This is a genomic window from Citrobacter sp. 50677481 (assembly GCF_001463265.1).
GTDB classification, from domain to species: Bacteria; Pseudomonadota; Gammaproteobacteria; order Enterobacterales; family Enterobacteriaceae; genus Citrobacter_A; species Citrobacter_A sedlakii.
The window spans coordinates 72,795-86,918 of sequence record NZ_LNHZ01000001.1 but is presented as its reverse complement, the minus strand read 5'-3'; the positions used below and the strand labels follow the sequence as shown (position 1 = coordinate 86,918).

At 55.2% G+C, this 14,124-nt stretch carries 13 protein-coding genes; 5 read left to right on the top strand and 8 right to left on the bottom strand.

Annotated features, from left to right (window positions below; all coding sequences use genetic code 11):
- Nucleotides 1–112: 112 nt before the first annotated feature.
- The 3 genes from glnS (at nucleotide 113) to chiQ (ending at nucleotide 3,994) form a co-directional block, all read left to right on the top strand.
- Nucleotides 113–1,780: a glutamine--tRNA ligase gene (gene glnS / locus APU02_RS00405; RefSeq protein ID WP_042285437.1), complete on the top strand. Its 1,668-nt coding sequence runs from the start codon at nucleotides 113–115 to the stop codon at nucleotides 1,778–1,780.
- A 424-nt stretch (nucleotides 1,781–2,204) separates the two neighbouring features.
- Entirely contained in the window at nucleotides 2,205–3,611 is a 1,407-nt protein-coding gene (gene chiP / locus APU02_RS00400) for a chitoporin (RefSeq protein ID WP_042285435.1), read from the top strand.
- Nucleotides 3,612–3,661: 50 nt separating this feature from the next.
- The gene (chiQ, locus tag APU02_RS00395; protein ID WP_060568898.1) at nucleotides 3,662–3,994 is read left to right on the top strand and encodes a ChiQ/YbfN family lipoprotein; all 333 of its coding nucleotides are present in this window, start codon (nucleotides 3,662–3,664) and stop codon (nucleotides 3,992–3,994) included.
- Between the two features lie 39 nt (nucleotides 3,995–4,033).
- Here the strand turns inward: chiQ and tcuC are convergent, their stop codons facing one another.
- From tcuC to ybfF, 8 genes are all read right to left on the bottom strand, one after another.
- Nucleotides 4,034–5,323 carry a tricarballylate/proton symporter TcuC gene (gene tcuC, locus APU02_RS00390; RefSeq protein ID WP_042285430.1) on the bottom strand — a complete coding sequence of 430 codons (1,290 nt, stop codon included), beginning with the start codon at nucleotides 5,321–5,323 and terminating at the stop codon, nucleotides 4,034–4,036.
- A gap of 54 nt (nucleotides 5,324–5,377) precedes the next feature.
- Nucleotides 5,378–6,517, bottom strand: a complete 1,140-nt coding sequence (gene tcuB / locus APU02_RS00385; RefSeq protein ID WP_060568897.1) for a tricarballylate utilization 4Fe-4S protein TcuB — start codon at nucleotides 6,515–6,517, stop codon at nucleotides 5,378–5,380.
- Complete coding sequence (tcuA, locus tag APU02_RS00380; RefSeq protein WP_060568896.1) at nucleotides 6,504–7,907, bottom strand: FAD-dependent tricarballylate dehydrogenase TcuA; 1,404 nt, start codon at nucleotides 7,905–7,907, stop codon at nucleotides 6,504–6,506. Before tcuA ends, tcuB begins: the two co-directional genes overlap by 14 nt.
- Nucleotides 7,908–8,003: 96 nt before the next feature.
- The gene (gene tcuR, locus APU02_RS00375; RefSeq protein WP_042285423.1) at nucleotides 8,004–8,930 is read right to left on the bottom strand and encodes a tricarballylate utilization LysR family transcriptional regulator TcuR; all 927 of its coding nucleotides are present in this window, start codon (nucleotides 8,928–8,930) and stop codon (nucleotides 8,004–8,006) included.
- 130 nt (nucleotides 8,931–9,060) lie between these two features.
- Entirely contained in the window at nucleotides 9,061–9,507 is a 447-nt protein-coding gene (fur, locus tag APU02_RS00370) for a ferric iron uptake transcriptional regulator (RefSeq protein ID WP_042285420.1), read from the bottom strand.
- Between the two features lie 281 nt (nucleotides 9,508–9,788).
- Nucleotides 9,789–10,319 (bottom strand): flavodoxin FldA, encoded by a 531-nt coding sequence (fldA, locus tag APU02_RS00365; RefSeq protein ID WP_060568895.1) that lies wholly within the window; start codon nucleotides 10,317–10,319, stop codon nucleotides 9,789–9,791.
- Between the two features lie 150 nt (nucleotides 10,320–10,469).
- Nucleotides 10,470–10,763, bottom strand: coding sequence for a LexA regulated protein (gene ybfE, locus APU02_RS00360; RefSeq protein ID WP_042285416.1), 294 nt, complete (start codon nucleotides 10,761–10,763; stop codon nucleotides 10,470–10,472).
- A 128-nt stretch (nucleotides 10,764–10,891) separates the two neighbouring features.
- Nucleotides 10,892–11,665, bottom strand: coding sequence for an esterase (gene ybfF, locus APU02_RS00355; protein WP_060568894.1), 774 nt, complete (start codon nucleotides 11,663–11,665; stop codon nucleotides 10,892–10,894).
- 189 nt (nucleotides 11,666–11,854) lie between these two features.
- Here ybfF and seqA point away from each other — a divergent pair, with 189 nt between their 5' ends.
- Together seqA and pgm are read left to right on the top strand one after the other, a co-directional pair.
- Entirely contained in the window at nucleotides 11,855–12,400 is a 546-nt protein-coding gene (gene seqA, locus APU02_RS00350) for a replication initiation negative regulator SeqA (protein WP_042285411.1), read from the top strand.
- Between the two features lie 23 nt (nucleotides 12,401–12,423).
- Nucleotides 12,424–14,064, top strand: a complete 1,641-nt coding sequence (gene pgm / locus APU02_RS00345; protein ID WP_060568893.1) for a phosphoglucomutase (alpha-D-glucose-1,6-bisphosphate-dependent) — start codon at nucleotides 12,424–12,426, stop codon at nucleotides 14,062–14,064.
- Nucleotides 14,065–14,124: the final 60 nt, after the last annotated feature.

The following is a 14,124-nucleotide window of genomic DNA, read 5'->3' as shown; positions in this document are numbered from 1 at the left end:
TGGTCCCCATATTTTCGTTTGAGACGTATTTTGCGTAACTAAAGGTTGTCAGTCTGTCCGGCTTATAAGATCATATGCCGTTATACGTTGTTTACGCTTTGAGGAATCCACGATGAGTGAGGCTGAAGCCCGCCCGAGTAACTTTATTCGTCAGATCATCGATGAAGATCTGGCCAGTGGTAAGCACACCACGGTACATACCCGTTTTCCGCCGGAGCCAAATGGCTATCTGCACATTGGCCACGCGAAATCCATTTGCCTGAACTTTGGCATCGCGCAAGATTATCAGGGCCAGTGCAACCTGCGTTTCGATGACACTAACCCGGTAAAAGAAGATATCGAGTACGTTGATTCGATCAAAAACGACGTTGAGTGGTTAGGTTTTCACTGGTCTGGCGAGGTTCGCTACTCCTCCGATTACTTCGATCAGCTGCATGCCTACGCGGTTGAGCTGATCACCAAAGGTCTGGCTTACGTTGATGAACTGACGCCAGAGCAGATCCGCGAATACCGCGGCACCCTGACTCAGCCGGGTAAGAACAGCCCGTTCCGCGATCGCAGCGTGGACGAAAACCTCGCGCTGTTCGAAAAAATGCGTACCGGCGGTTTCGAAGAAGGCAAAGCCTGCCTGCGCGCGAAAATCGACATGGCGTCGCCGTTCATCGTGATGCGCGATCCGGTGCTGTACCGTATTAAGTTCGCGGAGCATCACCAGACCGGCACCAAGTGGTGCATCTATCCGATGTACGACTTCACCCACTGCATCAGCGATGCGCTGGAAGGTATTACCCACTCGCTGTGTACGCTGGAATTCCAGGACAACCGTCGCCTGTACGACTGGGTGCTGGACAACATCACGATTCCGGTTCACCCGCGTCAGTATGAATTCTCGCGCCTGAATCTGGAATACACGGTGATGTCCAAGCGTAAGCTGAACCTGCTGGTGACCGACAAGCATGTGGAAGGTTGGGACGACCCGCGTATGCCGACCATTTCCGGTCTTCGCCGCCGTGGTTATACCGCCGCCGCGATTCGCGAGTTTTGCAAACGTATCGGCGTGACCAAGCAGGACAACACCATTGAGATGGCGTCGCTCGAATCCTGCATTCGCGAAGATCTTAATGAAAACGCGCCGCGCGCGATGGCGGTAATCGATCCGGTGAAACTGGTGATCGAAAACTACCCGCAGGGCGAGAGCGAACAGGTCACGATGCCGAATCATCCGAACAAACCGGAAATGGGCAGTCGTCAAGTGCCGTTCAGCGGCGAGATCTGGATTGACCGCGCGGACTTCCGTGAAGAAGCGAACAAGCAGTACAAGCGTCTGGTCATGGGGAAAGAAGTACGCCTGCGTAACGCCTACGTGGTGAAAGCTGAGCGCGTGGAAAAAGATGCCGAAGGCACTATCACCACCATCTTCTGTACCTACGACGCCGACACCCTTAGCAAAGATCCGGCAGATGGCCGTAAAGTGAAGGGCGTGATTCACTGGGTGAGCGCGGCGCACGCGCTGCCGGTTGAAATTCGTCTCTACGATCGTCTGTTCAGCGTGCCGAACCCTGGCGCGGCGGAAGATTTCCTGTCCGTAATGAACCCGGAATCGCTGGTCATCAAACAGGGTTATGCCGAACCATCGCTGAAAGAGGCGGTCGCCGGTAAAGCGTTCCAGTTTGAGCGCGAAGGATACTTCTGTCTGGACAGCCGTTATGCTACCGCCGAGAAACTGGTCTTTAACCGTACCGTCGGCCTGCGTGACACCTGGGCGAAAGTCGGCGAATAAGCCGCAACTTGTCTCTCAAACGCCGCGTTCAGCGGCGTTTTTTTTTGCCCTCAACTCTCTTTTTTCGAAGCGAATTAATTATCGTTTCTTAAATATTCTGCTTAACAAATCTTTTTACATAACAAATTGATTTCATCAATGCTTATCGTGATGTAACCGATTTCATCTTTCTGGAAAACAAGTAATTTTTTCTGATATTCCGCTTTTTTGATCAAATGAATGAAATGTAACAGAACGCGATGAAATATGTGCGGTTGCTCATACTCTTACATTCTCGTTACAGAAAGGTATTGATAATTCGCGTCGCGAAAAATAGTCTATTCATTGTAGTCAGCGAGGTCTTTCTCAATGCTACTTTTCACTTTTATTTTTTGGCTGTTAGCCGTTGGCGACAGCACTTTAAAACGTCAAAGAGGATTAACACATGCGTACGTTCAGTGGCAAACGTAGTGCGCTGGCGCTGGCTATCGCCGGTATCACAGCAATGTCGGGCTTGGTTGTTGTTCCACACGCTCATGCCGAAGGTTTTTTTGATGACTCCACCCTGACGGGCGGGATCTATTACTGGCAGCGCGAGCGCGATCGTAAAGACGTTACCGACGAAGACAAATATAAAACGAACCTTTCTCATGCGACCTGGAACGCCAACCTGGATTTCCAGTCCGGCTACGCGGCTGATATGTTTGGCCTCGATATCGCGGCCTTCACCGCTATCGAAATGGCGGAAAACGGCGACAGCGGTCACCCCAACGAAATTGCCTTCTCGAAAAAGAATAAAGGCTACGACGAAGATTACTCGGGCGATAAAAGCGGAGTAAGCCTGTATAAAGCGGCGGCGAAATTTAAGTATGGCCCCGCCTGGGCGCGCGCGGGGTATATTCAGCCAACCGGACAAACGCTGTTAGCACCGCACTGGAGCTTTATGCCGGGCACCTATCAGGGTGCCGAAGCCGGGGCGAACTTTGACTACGGCGATGCGGGCGCGCTGAGCTTCTCCTATATGTGGGCCAACGAATACAAAGCGCCGTGGCACACCGAGGTCGACAAATTCTATCAGGCCGATAAAAAGACTAAGGTCGATTACCTTCATTCCGTCGGCGCGAAATATGATTTCAAAAACGACCTGGTGCTGGAAGCGGCATTTGGACAGTCTGAAGGCTATGTCGATCAGTACTTCGCGAAAGCCAGCTATAAGTTTGATTTAGGCGGCAACCCGCTGACGACCAGCTACCAGTTCTACGGTGCGCGTGACAAAGTGGATGACCGTAGCACAAACGATATTTACGACGGTACGGCCTGGCTGCAGGCGTTAACCTTCGGCTACAAGGTCGCGGAAGTGGTTGACCTGCGTCTGGAAGGCACCTGGGTGAAAGCGGAAGGGCAGCAGGGTTACTTCCTGCAGCGTATGACCCCGACTTATGCCTCCTCCAACGGTCGTCTGGATATCTGGTGGGATAACCGTTCTGACTTCAACGCCAACGGCGAAAAAGCGGTCTTCTTCGGCGCGATGTATGACCTGAAAAACTGGAACCTGCCGGGTTGGGCAGTGGGGGCGTCTTATGTGTATGCCTGGGATGCGAAGCCGTCCACCTGGCAGAGCAATCCTGATGCGTACTACGACAAAAATCGCACTATCGAGGAATCATCTTACAGCCTGGATGCGGTCTATACCCTGCAGGACGGACGCGCCAAAGGCACCATGTTTAAACTGCACTTCACTGAGTATGACAACCACTCCAACATCCCAAGCTGGGGCGGTGGTTACGGCAACATCTTCCAGGATGAGCGTGACGTGAAATTTATCGTCATTGCCCCGTTCACCATCTTCTAATGCCCATACGCGGCGGGCCATGCGCCTGCCGCACCGTTGAGGACTGTTCTATGAAAAAACTGATACTCATCGCCGTGATGGCTTCGGGACTGGTGGCCTGCACAACGACGACGGCGCCAAAAGAAGACAGCCGTCTGAAAGAGGCGTACAGCGCCTGCATCAATACGGCGCAGGGATCGCCAGAAAAAATCGAAGCCTGCCAGAGCGTTTTAGCGGTGCTGAAGAAAGAGAAACAGCACGAGCAGTTTACCCGTCAGGAAAGCGTTCGCGTACTGGATTACCAGCAGTGCATACAGGCGATGCGTACCGGTAACGATCAGGCGGTAAAAGCCGATTGTGACAAGATCTGGCAGGAAATCCGCAGCAACAATAGCGCCAAATAACCCAGGGGGCGGAGAGGGTCTCCGCCCCTGTTTTCTGGCTTAATTCTCCACGGGGTGGTAACTGCGGCTCAGGCGAACAAACAGCATAGCCGTCGCGGCGAAACCACATAGCGCTGCGCACATCAGCCACCATCCTGGCGAACTTTTATCACCGGTCATCTCAACCAACGCGGTAGAAATTGCGGGAGTCAGCCCCCCAAAAATGGCCGTCGCAAGGCTGAACGCCAGCGAAAACCCCACCGTTCGTACGTAGACCGGCATCACTTCGGTCAGCGCGGCGACCATCGCGCCGTTATACATGCCAAAAAAGAACGAGAACCACAGTAGCACCAGGGTCATACGGGTGAAATCCGGCGCGGCGGTCAGCCAGTGCATCACCGGCCAGGTCGTGATGAGCGCAAGCAGAGTAATCCCCATCAACACCGGACGACGGCCGATTTTATCGGAGATCGCGCCGCCAATAGGCAGCCAGATAAAGTTAGAAATCCCGACCAGCATGGTGACTATCAGGCTGTCACGCGCGCTCAGATGCAGAACGGCACGGCCGTAGGTGGGCGTATAAACGGTAATAAAATAAAAAGTAGTGGTGGTCATTGCCACCAACAGCGTACCAGCGGTGACAATGCGCCAGTTTTTCGCAATGGTGGTCAGTATTTCCCGGGTATCGGGGCGGTGCTTACGCTGGATAAAGGCTTCGGTTTCTTGTAGCGAACGGCGCAGTACAAAAATGAGCGGAATGATCATGCAGCCAATAAAGAACGGAATGCGCCAGCCCCATTCAGAGATTTCATCGTGCCCGAGCGTGACGTTCAGACCGTAGCCGATCAGCGCAGCCACCACAATCGCCACCTGTTGGCTGGCCGACTGCCAGCTGGTGTAGAAACCTTTATTGCCCGGCGTGGCGATCTCTGAAAGATAAACGGAAACGCCGCCCAGCTCCACGCCGGCGGAAAATCCCTGTAACAGTCGGCCCAGCAGCACCAGCACTGGCGCCAGTACGCCAATGGTCTGGTAGCCAGGCACGAGGGCGATCAGCAGCGTACCGCAACCCATGATCGCCAGCGTTACCATTAACCCCTTACGGCGGCCAATTCTGTCGATATACGAACCCAGCACAATCGCCCCGACGGGACGCATCAAAAAGCCGGAGCCGAAGACGGCAAACGTGAGCATTAACGAGGCGAATTCACTTTCTGCCGGGAAAAACGTTTTCGCAATATAAGTGGCGTAAAAACCAAACAGAAAAAAGTCGAACTGCTCAAGAAAATTACCGCTGGTTACCCGCAGTATTGCGCCGAACGTGCCGGCGCGCGATGGTTGTTGGCTCATGGGATTGCTCTCCACTGTCTTATCGTAATAGTTATTGAGGTAAGATGTTGCGGGTCAATCGCCTGCGACCCCCGCCTGTTTTCCGCGCCGCTTCTCGATAGCCCATTTGAGTAACGAAGCGCAGCGGTAAAATCCGTGGGCAAATTTTCCGTACGGGAGGGTTAAAAAGAGCGCCATCACCACGCCAAGATGGACAGCAAGCAGAACGCCCATCCACGTGGAATCCCTCCCTGCCAGCAGTCCCAGCCCTGTCAGGCTGGTCAACAGCAACAGCAAAATAAAACCGCGATCCATCGGTTTTTGTCGCGCGTCACCGTGCAGCGGCGAGCGCTTTACGTTCAGCCACAGCAAACCCGCAGGACCGATAATCAGACCTACCCCCCCGAGGGTGCCGAGGAGCACCGGCACGCTGAAAAACGGATAAGGGGCTTCCCACCCTGCAAAATAGTGATAGCCGGTCGCCACCACGGTGGCGGCGAAGCAGAGCATAAAACCGTAGAAGGTCAAGTGATGGAAGCGACGGCGCAGCAATGTAAAGGCATCATCGGCTTCGTTACACCCTTTGCCGTGTCCGCCGTCGAGGTACTTCAGCGTCAGGGCATTGTGCGTCGCTTCGGCAATTTCCACGGGCTGCGGCGCGCCGGGGGAGATCTCACGCCAGAAGCGGATCACGCCAGCCATCAACAACCCCATCGCCAGAATAAAGACGGAACCAAACATCCAGGCCAGCAGGTTATGCGGGAATATCTGGTAGAAGTCGCCAGCCAGCGGCGGGTGCAGCAAGGAGCCTTTCAGACTCATCGCCAACAACAGGAAGAAAATCAGCGCAAAGACCAGCGTTAGCGCGACGGTCATGCCCGCCCGGCGATACAACGCGCCAAACGCGGCGGGCCGGGCATAATGCTGATAGGTTTCGAGGCGCACTTCCGCCATCGCTTTCGGTACGTTAATGGCGAACTCATGAGGGGGCGCGTACTGACAGGCGTGCAGACAGGCGCCGCAGTTATGGCACAGGTTAGCCAGGTAGTTGATGTCCGCTTTGCCAAACTCAAGACGTTGAGTCATCGCCGGAAAGACGGCGCAAAAGCCTTCGCAGTAGCGGCAGGCGTTACAAACCTGCATCACCCGTTCCACTTCGGCTTCCGGTTCGGTAATGATTTGTGCCTCAATAATTAATTTCTCAAGCTGCTTCATGGTGCGCCTCCTTACGTGCGGCCTGGGCGGCTTCTTTACCGGCAATGCAGCCAAACGTGGTGCCAATCGACATGCCAACGCCAGCGGTATAGCCTTTGCCCAGCACATTGCCCGCCATCATTTCTCCGGCGACAAACAGGTTACGGCTGGGTTTTCCGGCGAAATGCACCGCCGCGCGTTCGTTCACTTTCAGACCGAGGTAGGTAAACGTGATCCCTGGCCGCAGGGCGTAGCCGTAATAAGGCGGCGTATCGAGAGGGCGTGCCCAGTGCGTTTTCGGCGGCGTTAACCCGCTGGTGGCGCAGTTATCCAGGACGGTGTGATCAAAGTGTCCAGGCTGGCAGGCCTGGTTGTATTGCCTGACGGTAGCGCTAAAACGTTGTGCATCCAGCCCCAGTTGGCAGGCCAGCTCTTCCAGCGTATTGGCCTGCGCGCCGGGGAATACCGGTGGCATAAAGTGACCAATGGCTTTGCTGTCGATAATGGAATAACCAATTTGCCCCGGCTGTTGGGCGACCAGGCGCCCCCAGATGGCATAGCGTTTCGGCCAGAAATCTTCGCCTTCATCATAAAAACGCGCTGCGTCGCGGTTGACCACCACGCCTAAAGAGACGCAGTCCACTCGCGTGCAGATCCCGCCGTCATACAGTGGCGCGCGGGCATCAATCGCCACGCAGTGCGACTGGGATGGATCGCCAATGATGTCGGCGCCGGCATCGATCATAAATTTAAGCAGGACACCCTGATTAAAGCGGGTGCCGCGGATGAGAAAATTATCGGCGGGCCATTCCCCACGCGCGTTTTGTCCCCAGGCTTCACGTAGCCATTCGCGATTGGACTCGAAACCGCCAGCGGCGAGTACACAGGTTCTGGCCTCGATGCGTTCATCGCCCGCCAGCGCGGCGACAAACTCGCCGTCATGTAACTCCAGCGCCTGTACCGGCGTGTTATAGCGGATGGTGACGCCGAGCGCCTCCGCGCTGCGATAATAGGCGTTGACCAGCGCCTTGCCGCCGCCCATGAAAAAGGCGTTCGTACGCGCAACGTGCAGTGCGCCTGATAACGGTGGCTGAAAATTCACACCGTGTTTGCGCATCCAGTCACGGCACTGCGAAGAGGTGCGGATCACCAGCCGAGCCAGCGCTTCGTTGGTATTGCCTTCCGTTACCCGCCAGAGATCCTGCCAGTACTCCTCTTCGGGATAACGGTCGACCAGCACATCCTGCGGCGCATCATGCATACAGCGCAAATTACGGGTGTGCTGTGAATTGCCACCGCGCCATTCGCGCGGCGCCGCTTCCAGCAGCAGCACCGACGCACCGGCCTCCCGGGCGGTTAAGGCGGCACACAGCGCGGCATTGCCGCCGCCAATCACCAGAACATCAACCATCGTAGACTCCATTACGCTTTAACAAATGTTAAATTTGTAATGAAAATGTATACGCATGGGTTGTGGGGGCGCTATGAGGTACTGCTAAAACCCTCTTTAGTTAACGTAAAGGGTGGCGCCTGGCCAGCGGTCAGCCTCAACCAGTTCACGCATCACTTTACCCAGCACGACGCGAGCTGCCAGCCCCGCCGGGGTCAGTTCGTCATCCGATAAACTGACCAAAAAGTTGGGACGGCTGAGGACCGGATTATGGACGCCGATCACGCGCAGGTCGTCCTGGTCCAGTCGGGAAATCGCCGCGCCAGGTTGTAGGGTGGCGCCCAGACCGTCGCGGACCGCCCGCATCAGTAGCGTCAGACCGTCAATTTCCGCAACGATATCAACCTGCAGCGCGTGCTCTTGTGCGATAGCCTCCAGTCTGCCGCGCAGACCGTGGCCCTGACTGGGCATCACGAGGGGAATATTCGCCAGTTGAGCAGGCATGATGTTGTCTTCAGGAAATATAGCCAGCAGGGGGTGGGGGCCGATCAGAAACAGCCGCTCTTCCAGAACCGGCTTCGCGCTCCAGCGCAGGATCTTCTCTTTCTGAAAGACGACCGCTAAATCAAGCTGGCGGGTGTTAATCATCCGCTCAAGATTGCCGGAGAGACTCTCCACGACGTGCAGTCGCACGTCAGCGTAGCTTTCCCGCATGGCGTTAATAAACGGAATGCCCAACACCGATGCCGTACTGGGCGCCATACCGACGCTAACGTGGCCGGATAACCGCGCCTCACGCGCAGCAAGAATGGCGTCGTCGGCATGCCGTAGCGCCAGTTGCGCCTGAGAATAAAAGGCCAGCCCCGCGTTAGTGGGCGTGACGCCGCGCGACGTTCGTTGCAGCAGGCGGATGGCGAGTTCGCTTTCCAGACGTGTCATTTGTTGGCTCAGCGCCGAGACGCCAATGTCGAGATCCAGCGCGGCGCTACCCATGCTGCCGGTTTCAACAATACGAACAAAATAACGTAACTGGCGAAGTTCCATTTCGATTCTCCGGACAGGTCAGGGAAGGGAATTTTTACATTAAAGCAACACGGGCGGGGAGGGAAGGAAAACGGCGGGATCGCGCCCACAAAAAAGCCAGCCCGCAGGCTGGCTTTCATCAAGCGTAAAATTATTTGCCGTCGTGCGCGTGTTCGTCTTCGCGGCAGTCGCCTTCGGCGCAATGGCCATAGAGATAGAGGCTGTGGTTCGTTAAACGAATACCGTGCTTCGCCGCAATCTCACGCTGACGGGCTTCAATCGAATCATCACTAAATTCAATCACTTTGCCACAATCGAGGCAAATAAGGTGATCGTGATGATGCTGCTGGGTCAGCTCAAAAACGGATTTGCCGCCTTCAAAATTGTGGCGGGTTACGATACCGGCGTCATCAAACTGGTTCAGCACGCGATAGACGGTCGCCAGACCAATTTCTTCACCCATGTCGATCAGTCGTTTGTATAAATCTTCCGCACTGACGTGATGGTTATCCGGTTCCTGAAGCACTTCCAGAATCTTTAAACGTGGAAGCGTTACTTTCAGGCCAGCCTTCTTTAATGCGGTATTGTTGTCAGTCATGCGGAATCTGTCCTGTTGCTAAACGATTCACTTCATACGAGAAGTGACAGAAATTGCATTCGAGATAATGCCTCTCATTATAGGACTGCCATCCTTAAATGAAAACTGCAAGCCTCGGGCAAATGTTAATAAAAACGTGGTATTGCCTGGAAATGAGAGCGCCACCTAATAACTCCCGCACATTGTACAGGGATGGGCAAGAAAGTTACAAATTTGTAGCAATTATTTTGATTGGTTTTGTCTATTGATGCGGCGCAAATGGTCTTTGCGCCGCACGGTCATCAGGCGTTGATGATTTCATCCAGGTGCAGTTCTTCAGAAATCTGCTTAACCCATTTCTCAACGCGCTCGGCGGTCAGTTCTGGCTGGCGATCTTCGTCAATGGCCAGACCGACAAAGTGATCGTCATCGGCCAGGCCTTTCGACGCTTCAAAATGATAACCCGCGGTCGGCCAGTGACCGACGATGGTCGCGCCGCGCGGCACAATGATGTCGCGGATAGTGCCTAACGCGTCGCAGAAATATTCCGCGTAATCTTCCTGGTCGCCGCAGCCGAACAGCGCCACCAGCTTGCCGTTGAAATCAATCTCTTCCAGAGTCGGGAAGAAGTCGTCCCAGTCACACTGCGCTTCGCCATAGTACCAGGTCGGGATACCAAGCAGCAGGATGTCATAGCCTTCAAGATCTTCTTTGCTGCTTTTTGCAATGTCATGCACGTCGGCAACATCTTTACCAAGCTGTTTTTGAATCATTTTTGCGATATTTTCGGTGTTCCCGGTGTCGCTGCCGAAAAAAATGCCAGTGATTGCCATGAGTAAAGTAACCTCTTGAAACTTATTGAAATGGTGGGGGCAAATTGCCCACAGATAAGGGCAATCATAGCAGAACAGTCAGGTATGCGGAAATAGCAAACGCACGCGAGTGCACTCCCTGCTACATGATAGTGATAAATTGTGCGGGTTTCAGACTGAACCCTGGCGTCGCAACGTCGCCAGTTGGCTCATCAGGATTTCTTCGATCAGCTCGCTGCGGCTGATGTCGCGCGATTCCGCCAGTTCATTCAGGGCGTCGACGGCTTCCGCGTTGAGCTTAAGTTCAACACGTTTCAGGCCACGAACTTTGTCGCGTTTAAGCTGGTTGCGCTTGTTAATGCGCAGCTGTTCATCGCGTGAAAGCGGATTGGTTTTAGGTCGTCCCGGGCGACGCTCGTGCGCGAACAGATCTAATGTCGTACGGTCCGTTTGTTCTTTGGCCATGATTTTGGTGACTTCGGGGAAACAATCAGCCAGGCCTCTGCCCGGATGGATAGCGCGCCATCATACATCAGTGGATGGGGCACGCCAACGTTCGCGCGCGCAATCGCGCGCGGACGCTGAGTTTTTAATCAGTTTGCGCTGTCGTTCAGATAACGACGAATGGCGCGCAGCACTGCGTCAGGTTTTTCGGCATGAACCCAGTGGCCTGCGCCCGCGATGACATGCGCGCGCGCCTGTGGGAATTGCGCGAGCAGGTCGTCGCGATACGCCTCGGTGACGTAAGGGGAGTTGCCGCCAGGGATAAACAACGCCGGGCGATCCCAGGCTGGAATCGGCTCCCAGCCGACAATATGCGGATACTGATCCCACAGCACCGGCACGTTAAAGCGCCATTCGCCGTCAACGTACGACTTCAGCAGAAACTGAATCACGCCCTCTTCTCTGAGATGGTCGCGCATGACGGCAGCCGCCTCCTTGCGCGTTGTGCCCTGAGACGCCGTCACGGCGTTAATCGCCGCGAAAATCTCATCGTGGCGTCGTACCTTATAATCTACCGGGGCGATGTCGATCGCCACCAGACGATCGATGCGTTCCGGAGCCTGCGCGGTCAGGGCCATCACCGCCTTGCCGCCCATCGAGTGGCCAATAAACGTGGCTTTTTCGATCTGCTGCGCATCCAGAGTGTCGAGCAGATCCTGCGCCATCGCCGGATAGGTCATCAGCGGATCGCGGGGCGAGAGGCCGTGGTTACGCATATCGACCTGGAGGATATCGTGATCGCTGACCAGCTCGCGGGCCAGCACGCCGAGATTGTCCAGGCTGCCAAACAGACCGTGAACGAGGACGATGGGAGAATTATTGTGCAGGTTTTGTGCAGTTTGCGCTCGGATATTCAATTTCATGGCAAAGTTCTTTTTTTCGCTCTGTCGGGTTAGGGTATTATGTTGACCATTCTGCCACTGGGCTGCAACTGATACGGTTTACTCCGAGTTTTTTGTTCAGCCAGGTTTGACGCTATCCGCTGTTGGGATTTGCTCCTATAATTCCAACGATTTGTATTCAGATCAGTTATGACACCGCACTGGATTAAGATGAAAACGATTGAAGTTGATGATGAACTCTACAGCTATATTGCCAGCCACACCAAGCATATCGGCGAGAGCGCGTCCGACATTTTACGGCGTATGTTGAAGTTTTCCGCCGCATCGCAGCCCGTCGCGTCGGCGACAAAAGAGGCACGCGCCGCGCAGCCTGTGAGCGCAGAAGTGAAACCCGTCAATCCCGTCAAAGACAAAGTGCGCGCTATGCGCGAGCTGCTGCTGTCCGATGAATATGCCGAACAGAAAAAAGCGGTGAATCGCTTTATGCTGGTGCTGTCTACACTTTACTCACTGGATCACCAGGCGTTTGCCGATGCCACCGACTCGCTGCATGGTCGCACTCGCGTCTATTTCGCGGCGGATGAACAGACGCTGCTGAAAAACGGCAATCAGACCAAGCCGAAACATGTGCCTGGCACGCCGTACTGGGTGATCACGAACACCAACACCGGCCGTAAATGCAGCATGGTCGAACACATCATGCAGTCAATGCAATTCCCGGCGGAATTGATTGAGAAGGTTTGCGGAACAATTTAATGCTTGCATAAAAGGACCAGGCAATGGCAATCCACAACCGTGCAGGTCAACCTGCGCAACAAAGTGATTTGATTAACGTCGCCCAACTGACGGCGCAATATTATGTACTGAAACCCGAGGCAGGGAATGCCGAGCACGCGGTGAAGTTCGGTACCTCCGGACACCGCGGCAGTGCAGGTCGCCATAGCTTCAACGAGCCGCACATACTGGCGATTGCCCAGGCTATCGCCGAAGAACGTGCGAAAAACGGTATCACCGGCCCTTGCTATGTGGGGAAAGATACCCACGCGCTGTCCGAACCGGCGTTTATCTCGGTGCTGGAAGTGCTGGCGGCCAACGGTGTCGACGTGATTGTTCAGGAGAACAACGGTTTTACCCCGACGCCTGCGGTGTCGAACGCTATCCTGGTTCACAATAAAAAAGGGGGGGCGCTGGCGGACGGTATTGTCATCACGCCGTCTCACAACCCGCCGGAAGACGGCGGCATCAAATACAACCCGCCGAACGGCGGCCCGGCAGATACCAACGTCACGAAAGTGGTGGAAGACCGCGCAAATGCGCTGCTGGCCGACGGTCTGAAGGGCGTGAAGCGCATTTCTCTCGATGCGGCGATGGCGTCTGGTCACGTCAAAGAGCAGGATCTGGTGCAGCCGTTTGTGGAAGGGCTGGCGGAAATTGTTGATATGGCCGCCATTCAGAAAGCGGGCCTGACGCTGGGCGTCGATCCGCTGGGCGGTTCCGGTATTGAATACTGGAAGCGTATTGCGGAGCACTACAAGCTCAACCTGACCCTCGTGAACGATCAGGTGGATCAGACCTTCCGCTTTATGCACCTGGACAAAGACGGCGCGATCCGCATGGACTGCTCCTCGGAGTGCGCGATGGCTGGCCTGCTGGCGCTACGTGATAAGTTTGATCTGGCGTTTGCCAACGACCCGGACTATGACCGTCACGGTATCGTCACGCCGGCGGGGCTGATGAACCCGAACCACTATCTGGCGGTCGCTATCAATTATCTGTTCCAGCACCGTCCGCAGTGGGGCAAAGAGGTGGCGGTGGGTAAAACCCTGGTTTCCTCGGCAATGATTGACCGCGTGGTCAACGATCTGGGCCGCAAACTGGTCGAAGTGCCGGTGGGCTTCAAATGGTTTGTTGACGGCCTGTTTGACGGAAGCTTTGGCTTTGGCGGTGAAGAAAGCGCGGGCGCATCGTTCCTGCGTTTCGACGGTACGCCGTGGTCCACCGATAAAGACGGGATCATCATGTGCCTGCTGGCGGCGGAAATTACCGCCGTCACCGGTAAAAACCCGCAGGAACACTACAACGAACTGGCGGCGCGTTTCGGCGCGCCAAGCTATAACCGCCTGCAGGCGGGCGCAACCTCTGCGCAAAAAGCTGCGTTGTCGAAGCTGTCGCCGGAAATGGTCAGCGCCAGCACGCTGGCTGGTGATCCGATCACCGCGCGCCTGACCGCGGCGCCGGGCAACGGCGCGGCGATCGGCGGTCTGAAAGTGATGACGGAAAACGGCTGGTTTGCCGCGCGTCCATCCGGTACGGAAGACGCCTATAAAATCTATTGCGAAAGTTTCCTCGGCGAAGAACATCGCAAGCAGATCGAAAAAGAAGCGGTTGAAATCGTCAGCGAAGTGCTGAAAAACGCCTGATGCGTCAGGCGTTACCGACAAATGAAAAGGCGCCGTAAGGCGCCTTTTTTGTCTCAGGAT

Excerpts from the sequence above, each read along its gene's own strand:
- glnS (WP_042285437.1), top strand. The coding sequence starts at position 113 with ATGAGTGAGGCTGAAGCCCGCCCGAGTAACTTTATTCGTCAGATCATC.
- chiP (WP_042285435.1), top strand. The coding sequence starts at position 2,205 with ATGCGTACGTTCAGTGGCAAACGTAGTGCGCTGGCGCTGGCTATCGCC.
- chiQ (WP_060568898.1), top strand. The coding sequence starts at position 3,662 with ATGAAAAAACTGATACTCATCGCCGTGATGGCTTCGGGACTGGTGGCC.
- tcuC (WP_042285430.1), bottom strand. The coding sequence starts at position 5,323 with ATGAGCCAACAACCATCGCGCGCCGGCACGTTCGGCGCAATACTGCGG.
- tcuB (WP_060568897.1), bottom strand. The coding sequence starts at position 6,517 with ATGAAGCAGCTTGAGAAATTAATTATTGAGGCACAAATCATTACCGAA.
- tcuA (WP_060568896.1), bottom strand. The coding sequence starts at position 7,907 with ATGGTTGATGTTCTGGTGATTGGCGGCGGCAATGCCGCGCTGTGTGCC.
- tcuR (WP_042285423.1), bottom strand. The coding sequence starts at position 8,930 with ATGGAACTTCGCCAGTTACGTTATTTTGTTCGTATTGTTGAAACCGGC.
- fur (WP_042285420.1), bottom strand. The coding sequence starts at position 9,507 with ATGACTGACAACAATACCGCATTAAAGAAGGCTGGCCTGAAAGTAACG.
- fldA (WP_060568895.1), bottom strand. The coding sequence starts at position 10,319 with ATGGCAATCACTGGCATTTTTTTCGGCAGCGACACCGGGAACACCGAA.
- ybfE (WP_042285416.1), bottom strand. The coding sequence starts at position 10,763 with ATGGCCAAAGAACAAACGGACCGTACGACATTAGATCTGTTCGCGCAC.
- ybfF (WP_060568894.1), bottom strand. The coding sequence starts at position 11,665 with ATGAAATTGAATATCCGAGCGCAAACTGCACAAAACCTGCACAATAAT.
- seqA (WP_042285411.1), top strand. The coding sequence starts at position 11,855 with ATGAAAACGATTGAAGTTGATGATGAACTCTACAGCTATATTGCCAGC.
- pgm (WP_060568893.1), top strand. The coding sequence starts at position 12,424 with ATGGCAATCCACAACCGTGCAGGTCAACCTGCGCAACAAAGTGATTTG.